We start from the raw sequence: 26,786 nt of genomic DNA, 5'->3' as shown, positions 1-26,786 counted from the left end.
CAACCCGAGTCTAGCCACGTTTCTGGCTTATGCGCAGCACACTCACCAATGCGGCGATACTGGCAAAGCAGCCAGCCAGCACCAGAGAAGCATGAGTGCCACTGGTTGAAAACAGATTGAACATTAATGCCACTAATGCCGCCCCAGAGGTTTGCCCCAGTAAACGGGCGGTGCCTAGCATGCCGCTGGCTCCACCGCTACGATGTTGCGGTGCAGCAGAAATAATGGTGTGGTTATTCGGCGACTGAAACAGGCCAAAACCGGCACCACATAGCACCATCCGCCAGATAATATCCATATCACTCGGGTTGGCTGGCAGCAATGCTAGCAGGAACAAACCACTGGCAAACACCGCCAAACCTATCCCGCCTAATAATCCTGCATGATAACGTTCGACTAATCGCCCGGCTATCGGGGCTACCACCATGGTTGCCAACGGCCATGGGGTTAACAGCAGTCCGGTTGCCACTTCATCACGGCCCAGAACAGTTTGTAAAAAGAAGGGCAGTGACACCATTGCCAGCATTTGTGCGGCAAAAGAGCAAATAGAAGTGCTGATTGATAATGCAAAAATAGGAATACGCAGTAAATCAACCGGAAGCAGCGGGAAAGACTGACTAAGTTGACGGCGTACAAAGAAGAAACCAATTAGCAGCAATGCGATAATTTCAGCCGCTATCAGGGTTGGGCTTTGTCCCTGAGCAAAGCCACTGATAGCGGTTATCAGTAAACCAAAGGTCAGAGCATTCATCACACAACTGGTAAAATCGAAACGGTTACCGTTACTTTTCATATTATTGGCAGGCAAATACTTCATACCTAACAACCATGCCAACAAGCCGATGGGCACATTAATGGCAAACAGCCACTGCCATGAAGCAACCGATAGCACCGCCGCGGCAATGGTGGGACCGGCGGCGGCGGAAACGGCCACAATCAATGAATTAATACCGATACCACGGCCCAGTTGTGCTCGTGGATAAATAATCCGAATCAATGCAGTATTAACGCTCATTAAGGCTGCTGCGCCAAGCCCTTGCAGCACACGGGCAAATGTTAGCGTCCATAAGGAGTCAGACAGAGCACAGAACAGCGATGTCACACTAAACACCAGTAAACCTGCCTGATAAACCCGCCGATAACCGATGATATCACCCAGAGATGCCATTGAGAGCAACGACACGGTGATAGCTAACTGGTAAGCATTCACGATCCAAATAGACGTGGCTGGGCTGGCATTGAGGTCACGAGCGATAGTTGGCAAAGCTACGTTGGCGATAGTGCCATCCAACACCGCTATGGTAATACCGAGTGCAATAACCAATATTGCAGCATAGCGCTGAGGAACCGGCATGCCATCGCTTGATGATGGGGTCATAGGTTTTATCTGTAAAAATAATGATGTAGGTAAGTGTTTATATGCTAACCAGTATTGTGCTTGAATGCATCCTTGCCAGCCGGCTTATTTGTAAATAGCGATGTGGTACCGTTATCGCAATCAGATTAACAGGCTGATAAGCACAGTAATTTGGCTAAATCAGTAAAAATAGAACCGCGATCACGGAAAAATGAAACATCGTTTCTATAATGTGAGATAGTAATAGCCTGACAGGTTCCTCTGCGGGCAAATTTTAATTCTCTGATGATTTTAAGGACTTTCCTGATGGCCAAAGGTAAACAAATCCCCCTGACATTTCACACATATCAGGATGCCTCTACCGGTGCACAAGTTACACGGTTAACGCCGCCTGATGTCACTTGCCACCGTAACTATTTCTATCAAAAATGTTTCACCCGTGATGGCAGTAAGTTATTGTTCGGCGGCGCTTTTGATGGTCCGTGGAACTACTACTTGTTGGATCTCAACACGCAAGTGGCAACACAACTGACAGAAGGGCGTGGCGACAATACCTTTGGTGGTTTCTTGTCACCTGAAGATGATGCACTGTTTTATGTCAAAGATGGGCGTAACCTGATGCGAGTCTGTCTTGCCACACTGGAAGAAAGTGTGGTTTATCAGGTGCCTGAAGAGTGGGTGGGTTACGGTACCTGGGTCGCCAATTCAGATTGTACCAAGTTGGTCGGTATTGAAATTAAACGCGAAGACTGGGTCCCCTTGACCGATTGGAAAAAATTCCACGAGTTCTATTTCACTAAGCCTTGCTGCCGTTTGATGCGTGTTGACTTGAAAACCGGTGAGTCCGCCGTGATTTTGCAAGAGAATCAATGGCTAGGTCATCCAATCTATCGCCCTTATGATGACAGTACGGTCGCATTCTGCCATGAAGGTCCACACGATCTGGTTGATGCACGTATGTGGCTAATCAATGAAGATGGCAGCAACATGCGTAAAGTGAAAACTCATGCTGAAGGCGAAAGCTGCACCCATGAGTTCTGGGTACCCGATGGTTCGGCGCTGGTGTATGTCTCATATTTGAAAGGCAGCCCGGATCGCTTTATCTACAGTGCTGACCCACAGACATTGGAAAATCGCCAATTGACCTCTATGCCGGCGTGTTCCCATCTGATGAGTAACTATGACGGTACCTTGATGGTCGGCGATGGTTCAGATGCACCGGTAGATGTACAAGACGATAGCGGCTATAAGATCGAAAACGATCCTTTCCTGTATGTATTCAACATGAAAAATGGCAGCCAGCATCGTGTTGCTCGCCACGATACCTCATGGCAGGTGTTTGAAGGTGATCGGCAGGTGACGCATCCACATCCTTCCTTTACCCCTGATGATAAACAAGTTCTGTTCACCTCTGATGTTCATGGCAAACCCGCACTTTATTTGGCTACTTTGCCTGAATCAGTCTGGCAATAGTTAAATTTTGCACTAGCCTCTTTCATGGAAAGAGGCTAATTTGCTGTCTGCAAGGTTAATATCTTATTATTCACATTGGTTTATTGCACAGTCTCGCAACTTCCCTTTATAATAAAACCACTGTTCTATTTTTTTTAAAACATATTGTTTTATGAAACACAGAAAACTGAGTAGGGTAACCAAGAAATGGCTATTGCAGATCTAGATAAACAGCCCGACTCTGTGTCGTCGGTTCTGAAGGTTTTTGGCATCTTACAAGCATTGGGTGAAGAACGGGAAATTGGTATTACCGAGCTTTCCCAACGTGTAATGATGCCTAAAAGTACGGTTTACCGCTTTCTCCAGACCATGAAATCCCTGGGGTATGTTGCCCAGGAAGGCGAATCAGAGAAATACTCCCTTACGCTGAAGTTATTTGAGCTGGGGGCTAAAGCGCTACAAAATGTTGATTTGATTCGTAGCGCAGATATACAGATGCGTGAATTATCTAATGAAACTCGTGAAACTATTCACTTGGGTGCATTGGATGAAGACAGCATTGTTTATATTCATAAAATTGATTCTATGTATAACCTGCGGATGCATTCCCGTATTGGTCGTCGTAACCCACTGCACAGTACCGCAATTGGTAAAGTGTTATTGGCGTGGCGTGACCGTGGTGAAGTAGAGGAAATCTTGTCTCATATCGAGTTCACCCGTAGCACTAAACACACCCTGGATAGCGCGGCTGCATTATTGCCAGTGCTGGATCTGGTGCGTGAGCAGGGCTTTGGTGAAGATGTCGAGGAGCAAGAAGAAGGTTTGCGTTGTATCGCTGTACCTGTTTTCGACCGTTTCGGTGTGGTGATCGCGGGCTTAAGTATTTCATACCCGACGCTGCGTTTTTCTGAAGACAGCAAGAGTGACATAGTTAAATCTTTGCATCGCGCAGCACGTAACATCTCAGAGCAAATGGGTTATCGTGATTATCCTTTCTGAGGATAAAGCGAAATAGGGTAAATACTTTATAATTATTGGATATTTTTAATCAGCTGTTAATTATAACTATTTATTCCTTCCCAGCGATGCCGGACGGCTCCTTTAACCAGGGGCCGTTTTTTATTGGCAAATCCCCCGCCGCCAAGGTGTAAGCGGCCCGACGTACCAAAATCAGTGATATGACGGTAAGCTGGGTTGTTAAAACAGCCATAACAGCAATTAATTTCTATGTATAATTATTAATCTAATACTATTTATTGTGCTTAGTATTATTCGGTCTTGTGATTTGTTAATTAAATGTATTGTTGACAGTCCATTTAATTCGGTTGGGTCACTATAACCGTGCTTAATCATATTATAGGGAGAAAAATGATGAGGAAGTTATTAAGCGCGGGTTTGTTACTGCTATTGGCGGGTTGTAGTAGCCCTCACAGTGACCGGCCGCATAAACTGATCGACCGTGATGATTATAAAATCGATACTAATCATCCATCAGTGGCTCAAAATGAACGGGTGCGTTTCTTAGTGCTTCATTATACTGCAACAGATGATGCTGAATCACTGCGAATACTGACTCAGGGCAATGTTAGTGCCCATTATTTGGTAAAAACACATCCCCAAAATGTTGAGGGCAAACCGGTTGTTTTGCAATTGGTGCCTGAAAGCCAAAGAGCCTGGCATGCCGGGGTGAGTTACTGGGAAGGGCGCACCAGTCTCAATGATACCTCTATCGGTATCGAAATCGTCAATAAGGGCTTCACTGAGAGGATGTTGGGTAGACGGTGGTACCCTTACAATGAGTCTCAGATTGAATTGATTGAGCGCCTTACCAGAGATATTGTCGAGCGTTATAATATTGCTCCGATGAATGTCGTGGCTCACAGCGATATTGCCCCACAGCGAAAATCTGATCCCGGCCCGCTATTCCCATGGCAGCGTTTGGCGCAGCAAGGCATAGGCGCCTGGCCAGATGACGCAACAGTCGCTAAGTATATTGATGGTCGAAATAAGTATGATATCGGCTCCGTTACTGTTATTCAGCAGGCACTGGCCCGATATGGTTATCAAATCCCACAAAGCGGCGTGCTGGATAATGAAACCATTCAGGTTATTAAGGCTTTTCAGATGCATTTCAGGGCGCAGAATATTCGCGGCGTACCAGATATAGAAACTGAAGCCATTGCCCTGGCGTTGGTCGAGAAATATTACCCATAGGGTAGTTGACGTCGCCAATTAATTAGCGGCAATAAGCGCTTTAAAAGCAGAAAGCCAGTCATTTTACTGACTGGCTTTCTGAGCCATCACAATAGAGTGACTAATTAGCGTTGGTTACTGATGGGCTAAATCGCCATCATCATCGCTGTTGAGAATCTCTTTATCGGTCTGTTTCATCAATTGGCTGGTAATGGTACCGGCGGTCATTGAACCGCTGACGTTCAGCGCGGTCCGGCCCATATCAATCAATGGCTCAACCGAGATCAATAAAGCAACCAATGTAACTGGCAAGCCTAATGCCGGCAAAACAATCAGCGCGGCGAAGGTTGCACCACCGCCCACACCGGCAACACCGGCAGAACTGATGGTTACAATCCCTACCAGTGTGGCAATCCATACTGGGTCCAGAGGGTTGATTCCCACCGTTGGTGCGACCATTACGGCCAGCATCGCCGGATAGAGGCCAGCACAGCCATTTTGCCCAATGGTGGCACCAAAGGAAGCAGAGAAGCTGGCGATGGACTCCGGGATACCCAGGCGGCGGGTTTGAGCTTCCACATTCAGCGGAATACTGGCGGCGCTGGAGCGGCTGGTAAAGGCGAAGGTCAGCACCGGCCAGACTTTGCGGAAGAACTTCAACGGATTGATGCCAGTGAATGACAGCAACACGGCGTGGACCACAAACATAATCGCCAGGCCAAGATAGGAGGCAACGACAAAGCTCCCCAGCTTGATAATATCTTGAATATTAGAGCCAGCGACAACCTTGGTCATTAGTGCCAATACGCCGTAGGGGGTCAGTTTCATCACCAGACGTACCAGTTTCATCACCCAAGCTTGCAGCGTATCAATAGCAACTAATACGCGTTGGCCTTTCTCGACATCATCTTTCAGCAATTGCAGTGAGGCAATACCGAGGAACGTCGCGAAAATCACCACGCTGATAATTGAGGTCGGACTGGCCCCGGTCAAATCGGCAAACGGGTTTTTCGGAATAAACGACAGGATCAACTGCGGCACTGTCAAGTCCGTCACTTTGCTTAAGTAGTTGCTTTCAATGGCACTTAAACGTGCTGTCTCTTGCGTACCTTGTACCAAGCCTTCAGCGGTTAAGCCAAACAGATTGGTAACCAGCACGCCAACCAGAGCAGCAATTAAGGTGGTGAAAAGCAACGTACCGATTGTCAGTACGCTAATTTTACCTAGCGAAGAGGCATTATGCAGTTTAGCGACAGCACTCAAGATTGAGGCGAATACCAGCGGCATAACAATCATCTGCAATAATTGCACATAACCATTTCCGACAATATTAAACCAGGTGATGGACTCTTTCAGTACCGGGTTATCAGCACCGTATACCCATTGCAAGCCCAGACCAAACAGCACACCCAGTGCCAAGCCAACCAAAACTTTCTTGGCCAGACTCCATTGTTTATGCCGGGTTTGTGCCAATAGTAATAGCAGTGCTACAAATACCAGCACGTTAATCACAAGCGGAAGGTTCATCCCCATATCTCCAAATTATTATTTTAAATACTGGCACATATTCTATTACTATTTTTATCTAGAACAGAGCCAGGCACCGTCATGGTGCAATTAGCCGCATATGGTAGCAGTTCCTCTTCAGGCTCACTTATATCCAAAAGGAATGTTATATAAATTTTTACCCTGATTTGTATGGAATACATTCAAATTGGTGATTATTTACCCATTAAAATGTGATCACAGTCGAAAGTTTTTCAATTGTTCCATATAGGATAGCAAGGGAATGGTGGTATCAGTTTGCCAATAGACGGAAAAACAAACTAATAGAACACAGAATACGCGTTCTAATTGATTGCCTTTTTGTGGGCGTAATAGCGGGATACAGAATCGCCAGCGGCAAGGCCATAACAGCGGTACGCCAGCAGGTGTGAGCATATCCGCTAGCAAATGGCTGAAATAGCCAATAATCATTGCATGGAACGCATCTGCGGGAATAATCCAATCGCGTGAGATGTCCATTTGAAATAGTGCCACACCACCGATAACGGCCAATAGGCTATGGGTAAACCCACGATGGCCAAATGCACGGGCAATGGGGGTGGAGAGCCACTTTAACCGCTGGCCAAGGATTGACTTTGGGTGATCAATATCGGGTAGCAGGGAAGTTAGCAGGGCGCCAGGGATAATATGCCACCAGTCACCCTGTGCCAGTTCCGGTGTAAGACCGACTTTTTTGGCAAAGATAGCGCAGGCGACAGAAAAAATAAGGTGTCCTTCCCCTGTCATACTTGAATTCCGAGTCTGTAGCTGTTGATTTATCCAGTATATGAGATTTATCTTGGCGTGGATAGCCGTTACGCTGTAACTAAATGTCTCATTTTTCTCTGGCTGAGAGCAGGGAGTTTAACGTGAGTATTCAGGGGGGAAATATCAGGTCTTGGGCTGAAATGAAGTTACATTGATAAAAAAAGGGGAAAAGTGACCGGGAGTCGACTTTTCCCCAAAGTAATACGGGTATGGGCATAATTTAACAAATAATGATGAGGGTACTCATAACGACATAATAGTTAGAAGCTGTACTGCACACCGACACGGTAGCGAGTTTGACGCTCGTCAGTCGTTTTGCTACCTGCTACGTTGCCGATAGCAACATATGGCTTCCAGTTTTTATCCCATTTGTAAGCAATTTTCACATCATGAGTCCATTCTTCTTTTTCTTTATTTGCCAGAATTTCATCTTCAGATTTCTTGTAGTTTAATTCGTATTCTGCTGAATAGTCTTTCAAGAAGTTATAAGCAAACAGCATGGTGAACTCATGGCCTTTCTCTGTTGCTTTGGTCTGAGCTGGCTGGTTACGCTTGTAATATGGGCGATAACGCAGTGAGGTAGAGAAATCATCAGTAAAGGACACTTTACCGCGCAGGTAAGGGCGATAGTTGTTCGAGTCAGATGATGACTCTAATGAGAAACCAGGCTCAATCTGGAATGTTTTGTTGAATTGATAGACATAGCTGGCAACCACTTCGGTACCATTACTGACTTGCTCATTAAATGGTTTATTAGGCGTAGTATCAGAGCTGTGCTGGCCCCATTTCCCTTCTAAAGATAAACCAAAACCATTGGCAAAACGGTTGGAGATCAGTAAACGGTCTTTATGATCAGATTTACTGGTATCTTTCATTTCATGCCGATAGTCAATTGTTGTTGCAACAGAACTAAAACTGATAACAGATGCCACTGCCAAAGTAAGTAATTTAAATTTCATTTTTTATATAATCCCAGGGTTATGGTTATTTAAAACAACAATCATTAACAAGTTTATAAAAATCAACATACGACTAAAAAACAATTCCACAATCAAAGAAACAACGTTTCACTTTATGTGGATTCATATTCTATTTATATGAATAATTATTTGTGTGATCCAGATCTTTCTTAGCGATTAATTTTTTAATCAGATATTAATTTGTGATGGCGATCTAATTGGCTATTATTATTTTTTATTTATAAAACAAAACAACCCCACCAAATCAATGGCAGGGTTTAATAACCACTTAAGTTAAATAGATTTACATATTATCTCATGGCGCGTTTCAGGATGCGGTCACCTTGTTTATTAAAGTATTCCGCAGATTCTTCAACAGATTTCTGACCATAATCGATATATTGGATTGCATCTCGGAACAATGAAACGATTTGCGGGTCATCAAAGTATGGTGACGTTTTCATTTCATGTGGCAGTTCTAATGCCATATTTAAACCAGCAACAGATGGGTCTTCATCTTTAATTACACCGCTGGCACGCAGTTGAGTTACCGCAGTCTTACTCAGTGGCACACCACGCTCTAAGCCCATAGCATCAACACCTTCTTTGCTGTTAAGCAGGAAGTTGATGAGCATGGCACTTTCTTTAGGATACTTAGTCGATTTACCAATAGAGAGCATTTGAGCAGGTTTAAAGAACAGACCTGCATCTTTTGCCTCTGGCAACATCGGATAAGGGCCAAGTATCAATTTTGCTGGTTTAGTCAGGTTATCGGAATACTTAGTAATGGTGGAGTTCCACATATAAGTACCACCCCATTCACCATTAATCCACGGCTTCATTTCGTACATATTGCTTTTGCCGAATGATGCATAGTATTTAGTGGATGGCATTACATGGTTATCAACCATTTTCTTATACATAGTAAAGAACTCAACCCACTGTTCTGGTGTATAAGCAAACTTTTTATTAGCTTCATCGATAGTCGGGGTGTTGTATTTTTGTGTCATATAAGAGCGAATTAATGCCAGAGTATCCTGGTGCTCTAATACCACAGGGTAATATTGGTCACCCAGTTTTTCTTTAAATACTAAACCTGCTTTAAGTAATTCGTCCCACGTTTTAGGATACTCTAAACCAGACTTAGCCCAGGTCGCGTCATTAAAATAGAAAATACGCGCTGTCACTGAAATCGGGATACCGTTTAATTTGCCATTAACGGTAGTCTGTTGCAGTTCTTTCGGATCGAATTGAGCCAAATCCAACTGCTCTGACACTTTATTTAAGTCATAGAAGCCAGTGCCGTCTTTGGAGAAGATGGGCAACCAGTTCCAGTTTGTTTGCATAACGTCAGGTTCAGTTCCACCCGCAATTTGCGTCGTCAGACGAGAAAGGTGACCGTCCCAGCCAGTGTATTCTGCTTTAACATTAATATTTGGGTGCTGCTTGTGGAACTCTTCCAGAGCCTTAAGTGTCATTTGATGACGCCCATTGCCCCCCCACCATGACATGCGTAGGTTAACGTCATCTTGTGCAAAAGCCTGATGTGATAATAAAGCCAGAGTGGATGCTATCAGCGTGTGTAGGATCGCTTTTTTCATTGGGTACTGCTCCTGTTAAAGAGAGATATTTTTTTCTGTTTTTGCATCAAAGATATGGCATTTATCCATATCAAATTGGAAGTACACGGTGCGATGCAGGCCACTTTCAATAATTGGCCGTGCTTCATCAGACGGTAAGCGACAAGTCAATTCAAAGTCGTCAACCTTGATGTATAAGAAGAATTCATGCCCCATGTTTTCCACACGAACTAATTCACCTTGCGAATGGTTATTGGCAAAGGGTTGTTGTGACATGCGAATAAATTCTGGACGTACACCAAAGAACACTTTCTCTCCGGCATGGGCGGCCACTTTGGCTTGCTGCTTTTCACTCAATACCAGGGTGTACTGGCCAACTGTCAGGCCAATCTGCCCCTCTTTTTCTACCAGCGTACTCGGTTTGATGTTCATTTCCGGTGCGCCAATAAAACCTGCAACAAACATGTTGGTAGGGAAGTGGTAGAGATTATCCGGGGTATCAACTTGCATGATATGGCCCAGTTTCATTACACAGATTCTGTCACCCATGGTCATGGCTTCGGTCTGGTCATGGGTAACATAAACAGTTGTTGCTGCTTTGCCGCTTTTTTTCAATTGCTTATGCAAATCTGAGATGCGGATACGCATTGAGGCACGCAACTTGGCATCGAGGTTCGACAACGGTTCATCAAACAAGAAAACATCAGGTTTTTTCACAATCGCCCGGCCTACTGCCACACGTTGTGCCTGGCCACCTGATAACTGGCGCGGCAGTCTGTCCAGCAGGTCTTCCAGCTCCAGAATTTTGGCCGCTTCTGCGACTTGCGCTTCAATCTGATCTTTTGGCAGCTTGCTCAGTTTCAGGCCAAAGGCCAGATTCTCTTTCACTGTCATGTGCGGATATAACGCATAGTTCTGGAACACCATGGCAATACCACGTGATTTAGGTGCCAGATTATTGACCACCCGATCACCAATTCGAACTTCGCCATCACTGATGGTTTCCAGACCTGCCAGCATGCGCAGAGTGGTGGATTTAGCACAGCCTGATGGACCAACAATAACCATAAACTCGCCATCATGGATTTTCAGATCAATGCCATGAACCGCGCGGAAACCGTTGGAGTAAACTTTGCCTAATTTATTGAAAATGACTTCAGCCATGATAAATCCTCTATTAACCTTTAATTCCGCTGCTGGTTACGCCTTGCACGAAGTAGCGTTGAGCCAGGAAGAAAACAATGATGGACGGCAGAATGGAGATGCTTGCCATTGCCAGAATTTCGTTCCACGGTGCGCCTTCGGTGACGTCGATAGACATCTTCAGAGCCAGCGCTATCGGGTACTTATCTACGCTGTAGACATAAATCAGTGGGCCGATAAAGTCGTTCATTGACCACATAAACTGGAACAGTGCGACAGAGATAATGGCCGGCTTCAAGATTGGCACAACCACATACCACAACACCTGTAGCGAGTTACAACCGTCGATCTGTGCCGCTTCTTCCATATCACGTGGTACACCACGCAGGAACTGAATCAGCATGAAGACGAAGAACCCTTGGGTGGCGAAGGCCGTTGGCAAATAAAGTGGTAAGTAGCTATTCAGCATGCCCATTTCACGGAACATGATGTATTGCGGAATCAATAACACAGTACTTGGCAGCAACATGGTGGTAATCAATGTTGCAAACCAGAATTTCTTCCATGGGATCTCAAAGCGTGCGAAACCATATGCCACGATAGTGGAAGAGATAATAGTCAGAATGACTTTCGGGATTACAAACTTAAAGGTGTTAAGCATGTAGTGACCGAAGTTATATTCAGTACCGGTTTTCCAACCATTAACGAAACCATCACTGGTTGCGTTTTCTGGCCATAATCCTAATGTGGTGAAAATTTCATTATTGGGTTTAAACGCCGCAGAGAACATCCACAGCAGCGGATAAAGCATCATCAGACCGACAATAATCAAAATGATGTAGCGGAAAGCAGCACTGACTTTTGCTTTGCGTTCTGTGCGGCTAATTTCCGCATTAGCAATTTCCTGCGCCAGATCTAATTTCTTCTGGTTGGAAGTTTGTTGTACGTCAGTCATTTTTTCCTCCTTTATCGGCGGAGTAGAAGACCCAATATTTAGATGATTTAAATGCAATTGAGGCGAAGAGGGCGACTACCAGGAATAATACCCAGGCCAGTGCAGCACCGTATCCCATATCAAAGTATTTAAACGCGGTATCATAGATATAGAGCGAGAATAAATACGTATAGTGAGTTGGCCCACCGTCGGTAATAACGTACGGCGCGGTAAACTCTTGGAACGCCTGCGTGGTTTGCATAATAAAGTTAAAGAAAATAACCGGCGTGATCAGTGGCACGGTAACTTTCATAAACATTTGCCATTTAGAGGCACCATCAATCATGGCTGCTTCATATTGTGACTGCGGTACGTTCTGTAATGCAGCCAGGAAGATAACCATGGCGGAACCGAACTGCCAGACACGCAGTAATGTCACGGATGTCAGCGCCAGCGCGGGTTCTCCCAACCAGTTGATGGCATCAAACCCGAACACGCCAATAAAGCTGTTTAACAGGCCATCAATGGCAAACAGGGCACGCCATAACACGGCAATTGCAACGCTGCTGCCGAGGATTGATGGAATATAGAAAGCAGTACGGAACAGGCCAATACCGCGTAATTTAAAGTTCAGTACAAAAGCGATCCCTAGAGCAAATGCCAGTTTTAAAGGAATAGTCAGAAAAACATAAGCGAATGTAACGCCCATGGATTTCCAGAATAAATCATCTTCAAGGAACATATGACGATAATTCTCGATCCCGTTAAATACGGGAGGGTTCATTAAGTCATACTCAGTAAAACTGAGAAAGAAGGATGATACAAAGGGGAAAGCCGTAAATATTATCAACCCGAGTATATAAGGTGATAAATAGGCTAACCCCAGCATTCTGTTTTCATTCATAATGCTTACCTATTTTTAATAACATGAAAGATAAATAAAATTACTGATTCAAAAGCGTCGGATAAATAAAATCAATATCATACAGAGTACGGTTTTCCCCGTTCACCTGATAATCTCCATGAATGTAACCACCATTGGTAATAAATTGAGGCATAGCAGCAGACTTATTTTGTTTTGCTGCAATTAAGGCCAATATTGCTAATGCAATTGGATTGTCGATACGGAAATAACGGTGTTGAGCCGATTCAACAAACAGGCCGCGATGGTAATGTTGTTTAAATAGTTCATCGCCAACTTGCCAGGCTAATTCAAATAATCGGCTACATTGGCAGTGCTCTGCCAGTTCAATTAAGGCCAACAATAGGTGTGCAGTGGCAGCAGGTTTTTTACCCACCATCAATGATGCCCGGCGTTTTTGTTTGTTCAATTCAGCAAACTGCCAGCGGTGCAGTAACACACCAATCAGATCCAGCAGCTCTTCATCTTCACTCAAACGCCAGGCGCGAACTAATGGCAGCAAATAATCAACATCTAATGGGAATGGCGAAATAACCGTACCTTTGGCGCCATAGTAACCATCCCGCAGCAATACATAGCCGCTCATGTCTTGTCCATCGTTCCATAACGGGCGCAATGTATTGCTCTCAACGTTATAAGCGAAACGATAGTAGTTCTTTAAGCCATCAATAACCCATTGCAAGACTTGTGCATCGGGTTGTTGGCGCAGGATATCTAACATCGCCAATGGGTTATCAATCAGTAGCGGGCGCATATCGCGAAACAGCACATTAGCTTCGCGAGCAATGTCACCAAACTCTGGACCAAACTGGCGTTTGGCACGATCGCCATACCAAGATTGGGTCTGATTATCGTCCGCCGGGATAGGGCGACGCTGTTGTGGCGAACTGAACTGATAAACCGGTAAACCGGTTTCCGGGTTACGGGCTAATACATATTGGCGATAGAGATGTTTCCCCCAGGCCGCAGCGGCGATATCACCGGTATATTCAGCATATTTGTATGCGGCATAAATCAGGTCAGTACCCGCATTCACAAAGGTCAGGCCTTTGGTTTCAGGAAGGCGTGGTAAGTCAGTAGGGTTAACCACATCGCGGCGAGCATGGGTAAAAACATGTGGGTCGCGTAACTTGTCGTAGCTACCGTGGCGGCCCAGATCCAGCGTTTGCCAATCCTCTACATGGGCGTGCCAAAAACCCTGTAAGAAATTAAGTGTTTTTTCCCGGTCAACAGTGACCAGAAAATCGTAATAGGGCAGATGATGTTTCAGTTCATGTACTTGCGCTTTTGATTCTGGCCCTTCGGTCGTTAATGTATCCAGATTGAGGAAACGATGGCCGCCCCAGTAAAACAACCCGCTTTGCTCATGAACGCCACGGTGCATAAAATAGCTGCTTTGCACTCGTGCTTGTTGGTGATATTGCGGATCCTGAGTCACCAGACTGAGGGCATCCAATGTCCGCAGCCAGTTTTGCTGACTGGCAAAATTAGATATTGGTGTATTGTGGCCATCAGGAAATTCCCATACGACCGGTTGATGTGTCAGCACATCAAAGCCATCAGCTAGCAGGGGGGTAGGGTTTTGGTTGCTATGGCCAATAGACTGGACCAGATCAACATAGCTGCGAATAGCGCTGAGCCAGTTAATCATCATTGCGTCGCTGCCTTTAATGTTGCCTACAAAATCCATTGCCATAACCCCATCATCGAACATCAGGATAGAACCGGTTTAAGGTTCCTTATAAATAGAAACGTCGTTTCACAATCTATTATATTTGTATTTACTGACGAGTCATTGAGCGAATGACAAAAGTGTGATCGGAGTCGGAACGTTGTTTTGAATTTTTTATTTTTGCGCTTTTGGCAAAAATTTATCGGTAGATCTATTTGTTAACTAATTGATAAATAAGTAATAAAAAAGGCACAACAGAAGTTGTGCCTTGGTGCGTTTTTGAGTCAAAACATTGCGAATAACTCCGCCAGATAGACCTTAACTCAAATTAGTCATGATTATCGGCTTAACGAGCCAACCAACCGCCATCAACCGCGATGGTGTAACCGCTGATATAATCAGATGCTTTAGATGCCAGGAAGACCACTGGGCCTTTCAGATCATCAGGTAAGCCCCAACGGCCAGCAGGGATACGGTCAAGGATCTCTTTGCTGCGTTCTTCATCTTTACGCAACTGTTGGGTATTGTTGGTCGCCATGTAACCCGGTGCCACTGCGTTCACGTTGATGCCATGTTTAGCCCACTCGTTAGCTAACAGACGGGTCACACCCATGACTGCGCTTTTCGATGCGGTGTAAGATGGCACACGGATACCACCTTGGTAAGACAGCATTGATGCCACGTTGATAATCTTGCCGCCATGGCCTTGTTTGATGAACTGTTTAGCAACCGCTTGAGACATAAAGAACACGGTTTTGATGTTAACGTTCATGACATCGTCCCAGTCCTTCTCGCTGAAGTTGATCGCATCTTCACGGCGAATGATACCGGCGTTATTGACCAGAATATCGATTTGGCCAAATTCAGCGACAGCTTGTTCTAACAGGGCAGGGATGTGCTCAATTTTGCTCAGGTCAGCCGTCAGGCTAAGGAAACGGCGGCCCAGTGCAGTCACTTTATCAATAGTTTCACGTGGCTCAACAATGTTGATACCCACGATATCACAACCGGCTTCGGCTAAACCGATCGCCATGCCTTGGCCCAAACCTGTATCACAGCCAGTAACCAGTGCAACTTTACCTTTCAATTCAAAGGAATCTAAAATCATAGCTAACATCTCTCTCAAGGCGGTCAAAGATTGCCGCGATTTCAATATTGGGGAGAAAACCGCCCAAAGGACGGATTCGGTTGGTGACGCTTAACGCAATTCGCTAACAGCGATGTGGTCCATATCACTGAAGACTTGGTTTTCACCGACCATGCCCCAGATGAAGGTATAACGCTTAGTGCCCACGCCAGAATGAATAGACCAACTTGGTGAAATCACAGCTTGTTCGTTGTGGACTAACAAATGACGTGTTTCCTGTGCCTGGCCCATCATGTGGAACACCGCTGTTTCTTCGTCCATATCAAAGTAGAAATAGACTTCCATACGACGTTCATGGGTATGACAAGGCATGGTATTCCACAGATTGCCCGGAGCCAGTTTGGTTAAACCCATGGTCAGTTGGCAGGTTGGCAACACGTCAGGCACGATGTACTTATTGATAGTGCGACGGTTGCTGGTGGCATCATCACCCAATGTTTGCGGTGCGGCCTCTGCCAACGTGATTTTTTTGTTCGGGTAAGTGGTGTGTGCTGGCGCACTGTTGTAGTAAAACTTGGCAGGTTTTGTGCTATCGATACTGCTGAACTGCACCTCTTTCGCACCTTTACCCACATACAATGCTTCTTCATTGTTAATTTCATAACGCTGACCATCAACAACGATAAGTCCTGAGCCACCGATGTTGATAACGCCCAATTCGCGGCGTTCCAGAAAGTAACTGACACCCAGTTGTTTACCTACATCATCACCAATGCTGACTGCTTTACTGACGGGCAAAATACCCCCGACAATGATGCGGTCAATGTGGCTATAGGTCATGGTGTACTCATCTGCGGTGAATATATTTTCGATCAAAAATTCACGGCGCAAACCGGCAGTATCAAGCTGTTTCGCGTGGTCGCTATGGATGCTTTGGCGAACTTGCATGTCAGTACCTCTTTTACAGAACAGTATCTTGGTGGGTAAAACCCAACTCAGAAAGCAAGACCGGCTCAAACAAGCGCATGATGTCGACAATTGTTGCTGACAACCTGTACTGGTCTGATGTCTGACCGAGTGTTTCTTGTAATGCTGATGATGATAGTGTTTGCGGGAAGTTAATTCAATAAAAATGAAATGATGTTTTATTATTTTTTGAGGGATGTCATGATTTTTGGATTATTTATGGCTTATCTGCCAATTTTGCCCGTAGAATGGGCAGAATTCAGCGTGAAACTGTGACTACGCTACATCAGAAACTTATTCTGCATAATGAGGTGAGACAATGAAGATGTTCTTTATTAATGATGAAACGCCATGGGAAGAGTTAGGAAATGGCATTAAACGCAAAGTAATGACTTGGAGCGATGACCTGATGATGGTCTGCGTTCACTTTGACAAAGGTGCCATTGGTACTGCACACAAACATGACATTCATGACCAGATTGCTTATGTTGCCGCAGGCAGCTTTGAAGTGGAAATTGAAGGGCAGAAACGCATATTGAAAGCGGGTGATGCGTATCGTGCCGTGAAAAATGAGATGCACGGCGCGGTATCACTGGAGGATAACAGTATTTTAATCGACACCTTTAACCCTAAGCGAGATGATTTCCTCTAAAGGGTATTCGGGCGGTTGAGTCATTGGCTCCACCGCCCTCTATCATCAATACGGTAATATTACGTTATATCTTTTTTACTCAATTGCTCTAATGATTCCAACTTAATATCAGCCAATACCCAGCGTGGGTCTGCGCGATATTCGAGGGATGGGATCACGATAGAGCGCATTCGTGCTGCTTTAGTCGCAATCATACCGTTTACCGAATCTTCCAGCGTGACGCATTGTAGCGGATCGATACCGAGATCAGCCGCAGCATTCAGATACACCTCAGGGTGCGGTTTACTGTAGGGCAGGTATTCAGCTGAAACCAGACAGTCGAACTGATTTCTAACACCTAACATGTCCAGCACACGCTCTTGCATACGGAGCGGGGATGCTGATGCCAGGCCGATTTTCAGCCCTTGTTGGCGGCAAAGGTCCAGTGCGTACTCAACGCCTGGCAGCTCCGGGCGGGTCTCTTCGACCAGTTCTATCGCCCGAACAATAATCCGGTTGCACACTTCCGCCTGACTAGGACCCTGCCATGGCATGGCTTGGAACCAAAGCTTCACCACTAAATCGATACGTAAACCCAAGGTATCGGGTAATGAATCCCGTGAGGATGTATCCAGCCCAAGATTGGTGAAAATATCGAGTTCGGCCTGTAGCCATAATGGTTCCGAATCTATCAGCAAGCCATCCATATCGAAAATTGCCGCTTTAATCGGGTGAGGGGTTGCCATTTATCATCACTCCTGTGGTTTTTTTAGCTACGGGCTGAATACTTTATCATTAACTTAATGATAAAGCGCCGAATGAGCTAGGCTTGAATTTGTGTTAAGGGTGAGAGTTATAGCAAAAATTTTGCACAAAGAGCGAATGTAGCGGGTAAACTAGAGCTACATAAGTTGTGGTATTTACAAGGAGAAGTCATGACCTATCAACAGGCTGGGCGCGTCGCTGTTATCAAACGGATTGCAGGGTGGCTCGTTTTTATTCCAGCACTGCTGTCAACATTGATCTCAATTATCAATTTTGCCTATCAATATAGTCAAAAAAGCAGCGGGATTAATGCGGTCATGTTGGATTTTATCCATGTGATGACCGATATGATTCGCTTCAATACCACTTTTCTGGATGTTTTCTGGTTCAACTCGCCAGTACCTGATCTTCAGCAGGGTCTAACCGCCGCGAATATTATGTTCTTTATCATCTATATGCTGATTTTTGTCGGTTTGTCATTACAGGCATCTGGTGCTCGTATGTCGCGGCAGGTGCGGCACATTCGTGAAGGTATTGAAGATCAATTGATTTTGGAACAAGCCAAAGGTAGCGAAGGGCGCAGCCGTGAACAGCTAGAAGAGAAGGTGGTTTTACCGCATCACACCATCTTCTTGCAGTTCTTTACCTTATATATCTTGCCGTTAGTGATTGCTGTGGTGGGGTATTTTGTTCTTAAATTGTTGGGATTGATGGCTCAAGGGTGATTCTGTAGTAAGCAAACTGTAGTAAGAAAGCCTTGCTGAGTGATAGAGATATATAGAAACAAGCCAGTGTGTGACACAGCATTCTGGCCTTTTTATTGTCTATTTTATTGATATATAAATAAATTAATGTATTGAAAGAATTTTACCAGAAAATGGTAGTGATACTCTTCTTGCACTCACACTATTTCTGATGTGATTCCCTTATGCTGTAGCACTCTCTCCTCTGTCATATCAGTAAAGTAATGAACGTTTTCATTTCCAAGAAAATGCGTAATTTTATTGTGTTAGCCCAAACAAATAGCATGGCGAAGGCGGCTGAAAAATTACACATGACGGCATCTCCTTTCGGCAAAAGTATTATGGCGCTGGAAGAATTGGTCGGTTATTCCTTATTTACTCGTAATGAGAAAAGTATCAGCCTCAATAAAGCAGGACAAGAGCTTTATCAGGAACTATTTCCTATTTATCAACGACTTTCAGCTGTAGATAACAGCATTGTGGCTATGTCACAGCGCCAGAAGAATATCGTGATAGGAATTGATAACACTTACCCAACCATCATTTTTGATCAATTGTTCAGTCTCAGCGATAAATACGACGGGATTACCGCTCAGCCTTTTGAGTTTAACGAAAACAGTGTGATTGATGACTTACTCGAAAGCCGTGTAGATTTTATTATCTCCCCGCAGCAAGCGTCACAACGTGTCACCCATATTGATACCCTGCAAGCCACGGAGCTTCCCTCTTTACGGCTCGGTTTTTTAGTGTCACGTCGCTTTGAGAATATCCAGGCGTTAGAGTTGTTGAATACATTGCCTTGGTTGCAAATGCGCTTCCAAAATAGGGCCAATTTTGAGGCTCTACTGGATGCGCATTTCCGTGCGATTGGCATTAACCCCACCATTATCTATCGCCCCTACAGCTTTATGGCAAAAATCAGTGCTGTTGAGCAGGGGCAGTTTCTGACGGTAGTGCCTCAGTTTGCTTATCGGTTAGTTAACCCCGCCAAGCTGAAATATTTTGATGCACCGAATCAGCCCATGTATATGCGAGAGTACCTATATTCGCTCAAGAATAATCATCACGTCGAAAAAGTCATGGGCTATATACATTCAGACCGAGAGGGTAATTAAGGTGCCAACATTGAGCCAAATTCGAACAGATTTTGGTGCAACTGGAATGCTTGCGCCAGATTGTGATGCAAATGTCCGCCTTTGGCCTGTGCCAGATAGCGATGCAGGTAGTCACGATACATCGGATGTGCACAGTTATTGATAATCGTGGTGGCACGCTGCATGGGTGATAGCCCGCGTAAGTCAGCCACGCCTTGTTCGGTAACGATAACTTTTACGCTGTGCTCACTATGATCAACATGGGTACACATCGGCACAATGGTGGAGACCTTTCCACCTTTGACGATGGAGGGGGCCATAAAGATCGACAAATAGGCGTTGCGCTCAAAATCTGCACTGCCGCCAATACCGTTGACCAATTCCGTACCGGCAACGTGGGTCGAGTTGGCATGGCCGTAGATATCAAATTCAAGCCCGACGTTAAGGGCAATAACCCCTAACCGACGAATGATTTCTGGGTTGTTAGAAATCTCCTGTGGCCGCAATACAATGCGGGTAGAGAAGAAATCCATATTGTCATAGATTTTTTTCAATGAGGCGGGGGAAACGGTCAAGCTGGAGGCACTTACCCCCATCACTTTTTCGGTTTCTAATAATTGAACCACCGACTCTTGTAGCACCTCTGAATACATCATAAACGGCGGAATATCTGGGTTTTCTCCCAGGCGTTTCATCATGGCGTTATTGATATTACCGACGCCGCTTTGCAGCGGGAGAAACTCTGGTGGAATACGGCCCAATTTGAGTTCATTAAGCAGGAAACTCACCACATTGTCGGCTATTTTTTCACATAGTGGGTTTGCGCTGTCCAGACTATTACCGGCATCCGGCAGTTCGGTTTCAACGATGGCAAAAATTTTACTCGGATCCACCTGTACATAGGGCTGACCGACTTTATCCAACGTATGGTAGATAGGCAGGGTATTACGCCGTGGTGGGGCACCGAGCATGATGATATCAGCCAGTTCAGCGACCCGTGGGCTGTGATAATGATTGAGTTCTATGATGATTTTCTTGGCTTTATGTAAAAAAATCGGGGCATTACCAATGCCGCTGCTAAGATACACCTTGCCATCAGCGGTGATCGCCGAGGCTTCAATAACCGCGACATCAATGTCGCCAAAGAAGCCATAGTTAACCATTTGCGCCACTTCACTCAGATGCAGGTCGACAAAACTGACCGCGCCCAAGTTGATTTTTTCCCGCAATAATGATGCGGTCTGATAGGGCGCGCGCCAGGCGATAGCGTCAGCCTCAGCCATTTCATCATCCGCTTTAGCACTAATGGACGCGCCGGTCAGTAAACGAATCTGAAAATCTTTTTGCTGCTGATGATGCGCTATTGCGCGCCGGGCTATGGCGGCAGGAAGCGCCTTAGGCGCTCCGGCTGGGGTAAAACCACTGAACACCACCATATGACCATGTTCAATACATTCAGCGGCTTCATCCGCGCTCATTATGCAATATGACCGTTTCATAAAGAAATCCTCTGGTTGAGAAGGTTTAATGCCCCAAAAAGGTAGGCTTACGCTTCTCCATAAATGCACTCATGCCCTCGAGATAGTCCTCACTATCGTAGACGGCACGCCGCAAACCTTGAATGCGCTCAAACTCATCTGAATTCATGGTGTGGGCTTCGCCTAAAACCCGTAGTTCTTCTTTAATAACGGCTATCGCCAGTGGTGCTTTTTCAGAAATGACGTGGGCCAATTTCAGTGTGAAATCCTCCAGTTCAGCGGGGTCAACCACATGATTGAGAATACCAACCGAAAGTGCACGCTGCGCGGTTATTGGCGCGGCAGTGAAAATCAACTCTTTCACGATATGGAAGCCAGCATCGCGAATAAGGTTGTGGATACCCACCAAATTGTAGGGAACGCCCAGATTCACCGGTGTCATCGAAAAGGTTGAGGTGTTACAAGCCACAATAATATCTGAGCTCATGATCATCTCGAATGCACCACCCCAAACGCTACCTTCGACCATTGAAATGATCGGTTTAGGATATTTTTGGATAGTTCGGGTGATTTGACGCAATGGATCATCATATGACAGTGGGTCCCGTCGGCCAGTGGGTAATTCGTGAATATCATGCCCTGCGGAGAACACTTTTGAACCTTCGGGCGCGCGGAGAATAATGCAGCGGATATCGGTATGATTGAGGTCATGCAGCGCTTGCATCAAATCATCAATAAACACCTTACTTAAGGCATTGAGTTTGCGTGTGTGGTTGAACTCAATAATACCCACCCGATTGGCAATCAACACTTTGACATACTGATAAGACATGGTTGTTCCCTTTAATTGATAATTTTTTGTGTAATAAAATGGGTTACGTCATTAATACCGGCTCGCGGCGAGATTTGATTTTGACGTAACAGATCTTCAATTTGTTGATAGTGCTGGCGGAACTCGGGGTGAGAAAACAGCATTGCAAGTGCATTTGCCTCTACCTGATGACGCACCCAACTAAGATTTTGTTGTTGGCGCAAGGTGGTGAGCTGCCCACTTTGCATCATGACCGGCCAAAAACGTTGTACTGCCTGCCACACTTCGCGGATACCGCGTTTTTCCAACGCGCTACAGGTGAGAACCCGTGGCTGCCATGCGGGATATTTACGGCGAATGATATGCAGTGCGCTGTGATACATATGGCGGGCGATCTCAACATTGCTATGGTTGTCGCCGTCATCTTTGTTAATCACAATAAAATCGGCCATTTCCATAATGCCTTTCTTAATGCCTTGTAGGTCATCGCCAGCACCGGCGATTTGCAAAGAGATAAAGCAGTCCACCATTTCAGCCACTTCGGTTTCAGACTGCCCAACGCCGACGGTTTCAACGATGATGACGTCGTAGCCTGCGGCCTCACAGAGCAAGATCAACTCGCGGGTACTCTGGCTTATCCCGCCGAGGTGGCCCCCTGACGGCACCGGGCGCACAAACGCATGCTCAGCGCGTGAGAGATTCAGCATGCGGGTTTTGTCGCCCAAAATACTGCCGCCACTGATCGGGCTGCTGGGGTCAACTGCAATCACCGCGACCTTATGCCCTTGTGCCAATAACTCTTCGCCTAGCGCCTCAAGAAAGGTGCTTTTCCCCGCACCGGGTGTGCCGGTAACGCCCAGCCGTTTAGCCTGACCGGTATAAGGCATAATGCGGTCTAACAGCCGAGCGCTTAATGCCTGATGTCGGGGGAGGCGGCTTTCTGCCAGGGTCATGGCTTGCGCTAATGCGGCTCGGTCTCCCTGGCGTAAACGGTGAACGTAGTCCTCCATATTGTCGATATCAATCATGGCGGCGGCTGATGAGTTGCAGAACGTCACGCACGCTAACGAGCATTGGTGTACCCGGCCCATAAATTGCTGCCACACCCTGTTCACGCAAGAAGGTGTAGTCTTGTGGCGGAATAACCCCCCCAGCCACCACCAGAATATCTGGCCGTGCATATTGACGCAGCGCTTCAATCAACTCGGGGATCAATGTTTTGTGGCCGGCGGCAAGGGAAGAAGCACCGATGACGTGAACGTCATTCTCCACCGCCAGACGGGCGATTTCATCCGGTGTTGAGAACATCGGGCTAAGATCGACATCAAAACCGAGGTCAGAGTAAGCGCTGGCAATAACCTTAGCCCCCCGGTCGTGGCCATCCTGACCCATTTTGGCAATCAGAATTCTGGGTCTGCGCCCGTTTTCACTGAAAAACGTTTGGGTCTGCGCCACTATTTGATCAAATTCCTGAGCGTCTTTCTCGCTCTGGTGATAGCTGCGCGCAATGACACCGGTAACACATTCGCTTGGTACCAGGTAGCGGTCAAATACCCTCTCCATTGCATCTGAGATTTCACCCAGTGTTGCCCGCAGTCGTGCAGCTTGAACTGCGGCTTCCAGTAGATTTTCATGGTTTGCCGCCGCATGACGCAGGTTTAGCAATGCTTGTTGAACCGCGCTGTTATCTCGCTCGGCGCGAATACGTTTAAGTTGTGCAATTTGTTCATTGCGCACTTTAACGTTGTCAATTTCCAACACCTGAGTTTCAGCTTCTGTCTCTAACTTATATTTATTCACCCCGACAATAACGCGTTTTCCCTGATCGATAAGTGATTGCTGACTGGCGGACGCCTCTTCAATCATCCGTTTGGGTAGCCCAACCTCAATGGCTTTGGCCATGCCGCCCACATCATCGATCTGTTTGATAATGGTTCTGGCTTGTTTCACCATTTGATCGGTTAATGACTCGACAAAATAAGAGCCTGCCAGCGGGTCAATGGTGCGGCAAATCGCCGATTCTTCCTGAATGATTATTTGTGTATTACGCGCAATGCGTGCTGAGAAATCAGTCGGTAGGCCGAGAGCCTCATCAAAAGCATTGGTATGCAAAGACTGTGTGCCGCCGAGTGTTGCGCCCAGAGCTTCGATGGTAGTACGAATAATATTGTTGTAGGGGTCTTGCTCGGTCAGGCTCCACCCTGAAGTTTGGCAGTGGGTGCGTAGCGCTAATGATTTAGGGTCGGTTGCGCCAAATCCACTGACCGCCTCACTCCAGAGGTAGCGTGCGGCGCGTAACATGGCGATGTTCATAAACAGATCCATGCCAATGCCGAAGAAGAATGAGAGGCGTGGGGCGAAGTCATCAATATTTAAACCGGCATTTAAGGCCGCTTTGATATATTCAATACCATCAGCAATAGTAAAAGCCACTTGCTGCACGCAGTTAGCGCCGGCTTCTCCCATATGGTAGCCACTGATGCTGATAGTGTTGAAGCGCGGCATATTTTGCGAACTCCAGGCGATGATGTCGGAAATAATGCGCATGGAGGGTTTGGGTGGGTAAATATAGGTGTTGCGGCACAGATATTCTTTCAGAATATCGTTCTGAATAGTGCCGGTCAGTAGCGCAGGCTCCACCCCTTGCTCTTCGGCCGCGACGATATAAAACGCCAGAATAGGCAGCACCGCACCATTCATCGTCATCGAAACAGACATTTTATCGAGTGGTATTTGGTCGAACAGAACCTTCATATCCTCAACGCTATCAATTGCCACACCTGCTTTACCCACATCACCAGAAACGCGTGGGTTATCTGAGTCATAACCACGATGAGTGGCAAGATCAAATGCTACAGAAAGACCTTTTTGCCCCGCAGCCAGGTTTTTGCGATAAAAGGCATTTGATTCTTTAGCAGTTGAAAAACCAGCATATTGGCGAATTGTCCAGGGCTGAGCGGCATACATTGTGGCTCTTGGCCCCCTGACGTAGGGTGCAAGACCGGGGAACGAGCCAGTGACCTCTAATCCATCAAGGTCACTGGCGGTATAAAGTGCTTTTACCGCAATACCTTCGGGCGTCTTGCTGATCAAATCTTCTATTTTTTTTCCTCGTTTGCTTAATTCTTTATTAGCGAGGTTTTCCCACTCACGCATATCCACCATTTGTCTTGCTCCCAATTACTGGCAATAGAATGCCTATCGAAGGCTATGAGATATTCCTCGACGAAGGCTTTATACCCGTCATACTTCAAACTGTATGTGCGTTGGCTGCCATCACTACTCGGCCCATCCATGGGCCTCGCCTCTGCGAGGCCGCTGCAAGCAGCGTTCAAATCTTCTCCTGACAGATTTGTTACTCAAGTCATTGAGTTATCTAAACTCCTTGGGTTCATTTCGTTGCCGCCTTCCTGCAACTTGAATTATTTAGGGTATAGATTTTATTTAAGTAAGCGCTTTTTGCCGTGGGTTGTCGCTGGCAAAAAAGAACAGGGTGTCACGTCATTATTAGTCAGTGGGAATGCATCTAATCTGTGGTTTTGTTCATGTTTTTTTAGGAAAGGCGTCTTTCGTTATGAGATGTTGGTCATAAAAAAAGCACCCTTATTGGTTGGCTAGCCAATAATTGGGGTGCTATTTATAATAGGCGGGTTATTCGTGCTAACCAGCGAGCGGGTATCTCACTAAAAACGTTCGGGGTGCAGCAAATGTTCAACCGCTTTCTGCGCGTTAATCCAGTGTTGCCCGCCAAATAAATTGCTGCGGTTCAATAAATAATAAAGCTGATAAATAGGTTGGCGCTCAATAAAATCGGCAGGCAGCGGCCAAACACGCTGATAACCATCATAAATTTGGGCGGGTAAGGCAGGGTAGAGCGGTAACATCGCAAGGTCGCACTCGCGATCTCCCCAATAACAGGCGGGATCAAAAATTACTGGCCCTTGGGCACTGGCAGCACAGTTAGCTGGCCATAAATCACCGTGTAGGAGTGAGGGCTGTGGCTGGTGGCCTTGTAAACGTGCTTGCACTAAGTCAGTTATCTGGTCGATATCACCAAAAGACATGCCTTTTTCCGCGGCTAACTGCAATTGCCAACCGATACGCTGCTCAGCAAAGAATTGCCCCCAACGGCGCTGCCAGCAATTAGGCTGCGGTGTGGTGGCCAGATCATTATCAAAATCCAGCCCGAATTGCAGTTGTTCGCTCCATTGATGCAGATGGGCTAATTGCTGGCCCAGACAATAGGCGTTATGCGCATCGAGTGGCTTTAGGGGGAGATACTCTAGTAACAGAAAACTGTAATCGCGATCGCTGCCCACGCCGTAGACTTCAGGGACTTGGACTGTTTTGCTGCGGGATAATAAAGCGAGTTGATCAGCTTCGGCGGTAAATATGGGTAGCATCTCGCGGGTATCGCATTTCACGAAAACCTCAGTCTCACCATAACTGAGACGCCAGGCTTCATGAATATCTCCGCCCGGTAATTCAGTCCTTTCCCGAATTTCAGCGGGACCGAGATATTCACCTAACAGACGATTCACTGCTTGCCACATGATTCACCCCCTATTAGCGGCCAGTTAAACCCTGTGAACTTGAAATTACAGGGTTGTTAGCGACGTTAACTTATCCTCATCACTCGACTACATTAGCGCATCAGGATTAATGAGCCTAATCCATAAGGCTCAT

At 46.1% G+C, this 26,786-nt stretch carries 23 protein-coding genes; 6 read left to right on the top strand and 17 right to left on the bottom strand.

The annotated features are described in order from the left end of the window. Positions 1–10 precede the first annotated feature (10 nt). Positions 11–1,378, bottom strand: coding sequence for an MFS transporter (locus Q2T71_RS11600; protein ID WP_372559171.1), 1,368 nt, complete (start codon positions 1,376–1,378; stop codon positions 11–13). A gap of 285 nt (positions 1,379–1,663) precedes the next feature. Here Q2T71_RS11600 and ogl point away from each other — a divergent pair, with 285 nt between their 5' ends. The 3 genes from ogl (at position 1,664) to Q2T71_RS11585 (ending at position 5,023) form a co-directional block, all read left to right on the top strand. After that, a complete protein-coding gene (ogl, locus tag Q2T71_RS11595) occupies positions 1,664–2,830 on the top strand; it encodes an oligogalacturonate lyase (protein WP_083158661.1) in 1,167 nt (388 codons plus the stop codon). Positions 2,831–3,016: 186 nt separating this feature from the next. Then, entirely contained in the window at positions 3,017–3,808 is a 792-nt protein-coding gene (gene kdgR / locus Q2T71_RS11590) for a DNA-binding transcriptional regulator KdgR (protein ID WP_050077553.1), read from the top strand. Positions 3,809–4,180: 372 nt separating this feature from the next. Further along, positions 4,181–5,023 (top strand): N-acetylmuramoyl-L-alanine amidase, encoded by an 843-nt coding sequence (locus Q2T71_RS11585; RefSeq protein WP_372559911.1) that lies wholly within the window; start codon positions 4,181–4,183, stop codon positions 5,021–5,023. A gap of 114 nt (positions 5,024–5,137) precedes the next feature. On the opposite strand, the gene Q2T71_RS11580 is transcribed toward Q2T71_RS11585, so the two are convergent. The 10 genes from Q2T71_RS11580 to kduI all read right to left on the bottom strand — a co-directional run bounded on the left by Q2T71_RS11580 (position 5,138) and on the right by kduI (position 16,560). After that, positions 5,138–6,529 carry an L-cystine transporter gene (locus Q2T71_RS11580; protein ID WP_193784651.1) on the bottom strand — a complete coding sequence of 464 codons (1,392 nt, stop codon included), beginning with the start codon at positions 6,527–6,529 and terminating at the stop codon, positions 5,138–5,140. 216 nt (positions 6,530–6,745) lie between these two features. Beyond that, positions 6,746–7,294, bottom strand: coding sequence for a metal-dependent hydrolase (locus Q2T71_RS11575; protein ID WP_005182936.1), 549 nt, complete (start codon positions 7,292–7,294; stop codon positions 6,746–6,748). A gap of 281 nt (positions 7,295–7,575) precedes the next feature. Next, a complete protein-coding gene (locus tag Q2T71_RS11570; protein ID WP_372559170.1) occupies positions 7,576–8,274 on the bottom strand; it encodes an oligogalacturonate-specific porin KdgM family protein in 699 nt (232 codons plus the stop codon). 311 nt (positions 8,275–8,585) lie between these two features. Further along, a complete protein-coding gene (locus tag Q2T71_RS11565) occupies positions 8,586–9,875 on the bottom strand; it encodes an ABC transporter substrate-binding protein (RefSeq protein WP_083158665.1) in 1,290 nt (429 codons plus the stop codon). Positions 9,876–9,890: 15 nt separating this feature from the next. Beyond that, positions 9,891–11,018, bottom strand: a complete 1,128-nt coding sequence (locus tag Q2T71_RS11560; protein WP_083158666.1) for an ABC transporter ATP-binding protein — start codon at positions 11,016–11,018, stop codon at positions 9,891–9,893. A gap of 13 nt (positions 11,019–11,031) precedes the next feature. Continuing rightward, complete coding sequence (locus Q2T71_RS11555; protein ID WP_083158667.1) at positions 11,032–11,952, bottom strand: carbohydrate ABC transporter permease; 921 nt, start codon at positions 11,950–11,952, stop codon at positions 11,032–11,034. Beyond that, the gene (locus Q2T71_RS11550) at positions 11,945–12,835 is read right to left on the bottom strand and encodes a carbohydrate ABC transporter permease (protein ID WP_019210193.1); all 891 of its coding nucleotides are present in this window, start codon (positions 12,833–12,835) and stop codon (positions 11,945–11,947) included. The genes Q2T71_RS11555 and Q2T71_RS11550 overlap by 8 nt, the downstream gene beginning before the upstream one ends. Before the next feature lie 40 nt (positions 12,836–12,875). Then, the gene (locus Q2T71_RS11545) at positions 12,876–14,543 is read right to left on the bottom strand and encodes a pectate lyase (protein ID WP_372559910.1); all 1,668 of its coding nucleotides are present in this window, start codon (positions 14,541–14,543) and stop codon (positions 12,876–12,878) included. A 328-nt stretch (positions 14,544–14,871) separates the two neighbouring features. After that, positions 14,872–15,633: a 2-dehydro-3-deoxy-D-gluconate 5-dehydrogenase KduD gene (gene kduD / locus Q2T71_RS11540; protein ID WP_005182925.1), complete on the bottom strand. Its 762-nt coding sequence runs from the start codon at positions 15,631–15,633 to the stop codon at positions 14,872–14,874. A 90-nt stretch (positions 15,634–15,723) separates the two neighbouring features. Further along, a complete protein-coding gene (kduI, locus tag Q2T71_RS11535) occupies positions 15,724–16,560 on the bottom strand; it encodes a 5-dehydro-4-deoxy-D-glucuronate isomerase (protein WP_372559169.1) in 837 nt (278 codons plus the stop codon). A gap of 337 nt (positions 16,561–16,897) precedes the next feature. Here kduI and Q2T71_RS11530 point away from each other — a divergent pair, with 337 nt between their 5' ends. Beyond that, complete coding sequence (locus Q2T71_RS11530; protein ID WP_032905805.1) at positions 16,898–17,230, top strand: cupin domain-containing protein; 333 nt, start codon at positions 16,898–16,900, stop codon at positions 17,228–17,230. Positions 17,231–17,289: 59 nt separating this feature from the next. Here the strand turns inward: Q2T71_RS11530 and hxpB are convergent, their stop codons facing one another. Then, entirely contained in the window at positions 17,290–17,955 is a 666-nt protein-coding gene (gene hxpB / locus Q2T71_RS11525) for a hexitol phosphatase HxpB (RefSeq protein ID WP_372559168.1), read from the bottom strand. Between the two features lie 189 nt (positions 17,956–18,144). Between hxpB and Q2T71_RS11520 the strand changes: the two genes are divergently transcribed. Further along, positions 18,145–18,699 (top strand): YniB family protein, encoded by a 555-nt coding sequence (locus Q2T71_RS11520; RefSeq protein WP_083158671.1) that lies wholly within the window; start codon positions 18,145–18,147, stop codon positions 18,697–18,699. Positions 18,700–18,941: 242 nt separating this feature from the next. Beyond that, positions 18,942–19,832 (top strand): LysR family transcriptional regulator, encoded by an 891-nt coding sequence (locus Q2T71_RS11515; RefSeq protein WP_372559167.1) that lies wholly within the window; start codon positions 18,942–18,944, stop codon positions 19,830–19,832. Here the strand turns inward: Q2T71_RS11515 and Q2T71_RS11510 are convergent. The 5 genes from Q2T71_RS11510 to Q2T71_RS11490 all read right to left on the bottom strand — a co-directional run bounded on the left by Q2T71_RS11510 (position 19,829) and on the right by Q2T71_RS11490 (position 26,653). Next, complete coding sequence (locus tag Q2T71_RS11510) at positions 19,829–21,310, bottom strand: succinate CoA transferase (RefSeq protein ID WP_372559166.1); 1,482 nt, start codon at positions 21,308–21,310, stop codon at positions 19,829–19,831. The two genes, Q2T71_RS11515 and Q2T71_RS11510, sit on opposite strands and share 4 nt — an antisense overlap. A gap of 25 nt (positions 21,311–21,335) precedes the next feature. Next, positions 21,336–22,121 (bottom strand): methylmalonyl-CoA decarboxylase, encoded by a 786-nt coding sequence (scpB, locus tag Q2T71_RS11505; RefSeq protein WP_083158674.1) that lies wholly within the window; start codon positions 22,119–22,121, stop codon positions 21,336–21,338. An 11-nt stretch (positions 22,122–22,132) separates the two neighbouring features. Then, on the bottom strand, positions 22,133–23,128 hold the full coding sequence (gene meaB / locus Q2T71_RS11500) for a methylmalonyl Co-A mutase-associated GTPase MeaB (RefSeq protein WP_372559165.1): 996 nt from the start codon (positions 23,126–23,128) through the stop codon (positions 22,133–22,135). Then, positions 23,121–25,265, bottom strand: coding sequence for a methylmalonyl-CoA mutase (gene scpA, locus Q2T71_RS11495; protein WP_372559164.1), 2,145 nt, complete (start codon positions 25,263–25,265; stop codon positions 23,121–23,123). The genes meaB and scpA overlap by 8 nt, the downstream gene beginning before the upstream one ends. A gap of 518 nt (positions 25,266–25,783) precedes the next feature. Further along, positions 25,784–26,653: a fructosamine kinase family protein gene (locus Q2T71_RS11490; RefSeq protein WP_372559163.1), complete on the bottom strand. Its 870-nt coding sequence runs from the start codon at positions 26,651–26,653 to the stop codon at positions 25,784–25,786. Positions 26,654–26,786: the final 133 nt, after the last annotated feature.

Origin of the sequence: Yersinia sp. 1652 StPb PI, assembly GCF_041538345.1 — a bacterium.
Lineage (GTDB): Bacteria > Pseudomonadota > Gammaproteobacteria > Enterobacterales > Enterobacteriaceae > Yersinia > Yersinia enterocolitica_E.
The sequence above is the reverse complement of the archived record's forward strand: the minus strand, read 5'-3'. Positions and strand labels throughout refer to the sequence as shown.

Coding starts and splice junctions, on each gene's coding strand:
- kduD (WP_005182925.1), bottom strand. CDS start 15,633: ATGATTTTAGATTCCTTTGAATTGAAAGGTAAAGTTGCACTGGTTACT.
- kdgR (WP_050077553.1), top strand. CDS start 3,017: ATGGCTATTGCAGATCTAGATAAACAGCCCGACTCTGTGTCGTCGGTT.
- scpB (WP_083158674.1), bottom strand. CDS start 22,121: ATGTCTTATCAGTATGTCAAAGTGTTGATTGCCAATCGGGTGGGTATT.
- Q2T71_RS11570 (WP_372559170.1), bottom strand. CDS start 8,274: ATGAAATTTAAATTACTTACTTTGGCAGTGGCATCTGTTATCAGTTTT.
- Q2T71_RS11490 (WP_372559163.1), bottom strand. CDS start 26,653: ATGTGGCAAGCAGTGAATCGTCTGTTAGGTGAATATCTCGGTCCCGCT.
- Q2T71_RS11510 (WP_372559166.1), bottom strand. CDS start 21,310: ATGAAACGGTCATATTGCATAATGAGCGCGGATGAAGCCGCTGAATGT.
- Q2T71_RS11565 (WP_083158665.1), bottom strand. CDS start 9,875: ATGAAAAAAGCGATCCTACACACGCTGATAGCATCCACTCTGGCTTTA.
- ogl (WP_083158661.1), top strand. CDS start 1,664: ATGGCCAAAGGTAAACAAATCCCCCTGACATTTCACACATATCAGGAT.
- Q2T71_RS11530 (WP_032905805.1), top strand. CDS start 16,898: ATGAAGATGTTCTTTATTAATGATGAAACGCCATGGGAAGAGTTAGGA.
- Q2T71_RS11560 (WP_083158666.1), bottom strand. CDS start 11,018: ATGGCTGAAGTCATTTTCAATAAATTAGGCAAAGTTTACTCCAACGGT.
- meaB (WP_372559165.1), bottom strand. CDS start 23,128: ATGATTGATATCGACAATATGGAGGACTACGTTCACCGTTTACGCCAG.
- Q2T71_RS11520 (WP_083158671.1), top strand. CDS start 18,145: ATGACCTATCAACAGGCTGGGCGCGTCGCTGTTATCAAACGGATTGCA.
- Q2T71_RS11580 (WP_193784651.1), bottom strand. CDS start 6,529: ATGAACCTTCCGCTTGTGATTAACGTGCTGGTATTTGTAGCACTGCTA.
- Q2T71_RS11545 (WP_372559910.1), bottom strand. CDS start 14,543: ATGGATTTTGTAGGCAACATTAAAGGCAGCGACGCAATGATGATTAAC.
- Q2T71_RS11550 (WP_019210193.1), bottom strand. CDS start 12,835: ATGAATGAAAACAGAATGCTGGGGTTAGCCTATTTATCACCTTATATA.
- Q2T71_RS11600 (WP_372559171.1), bottom strand. CDS start 1,378: ATGACCCCATCATCAAGCGATGGCATGCCGGTTCCTCAGCGCTATGCT.
- Q2T71_RS11575 (WP_005182936.1), bottom strand. CDS start 7,294: ATGACAGGGGAAGGACACCTTATTTTTTCTGTCGCCTGCGCTATCTTT.
- Q2T71_RS11555 (WP_083158667.1), bottom strand. CDS start 11,952: ATGACTGACGTACAACAAACTTCCAACCAGAAGAAATTAGATCTGGCG.
- kduI (WP_372559169.1), bottom strand. CDS start 16,560: ATGCAAGTTCGCCAAAGCATCCATAGCGACCACGCGAAACAGCTTGAT.
- hxpB (WP_372559168.1), bottom strand. CDS start 17,955: ATGGCAACCCCTCACCCGATTAAAGCGGCAATTTTCGATATGGATGGC.
- Q2T71_RS11515 (WP_372559167.1), top strand. CDS start 18,942: ATGAACGTTTTCATTTCCAAGAAAATGCGTAATTTTATTGTGTTAGCC.
- Q2T71_RS11585 (WP_372559911.1), top strand. CDS start 4,181: ATGAGGAAGTTATTAAGCGCGGGTTTGTTACTGCTATTGGCGGGTTGT.
- scpA (WP_372559164.1), bottom strand. CDS start 25,265: ATGGTGGATATGCGTGAGTGGGAAAACCTCGCTAATAAAGAATTAAGC.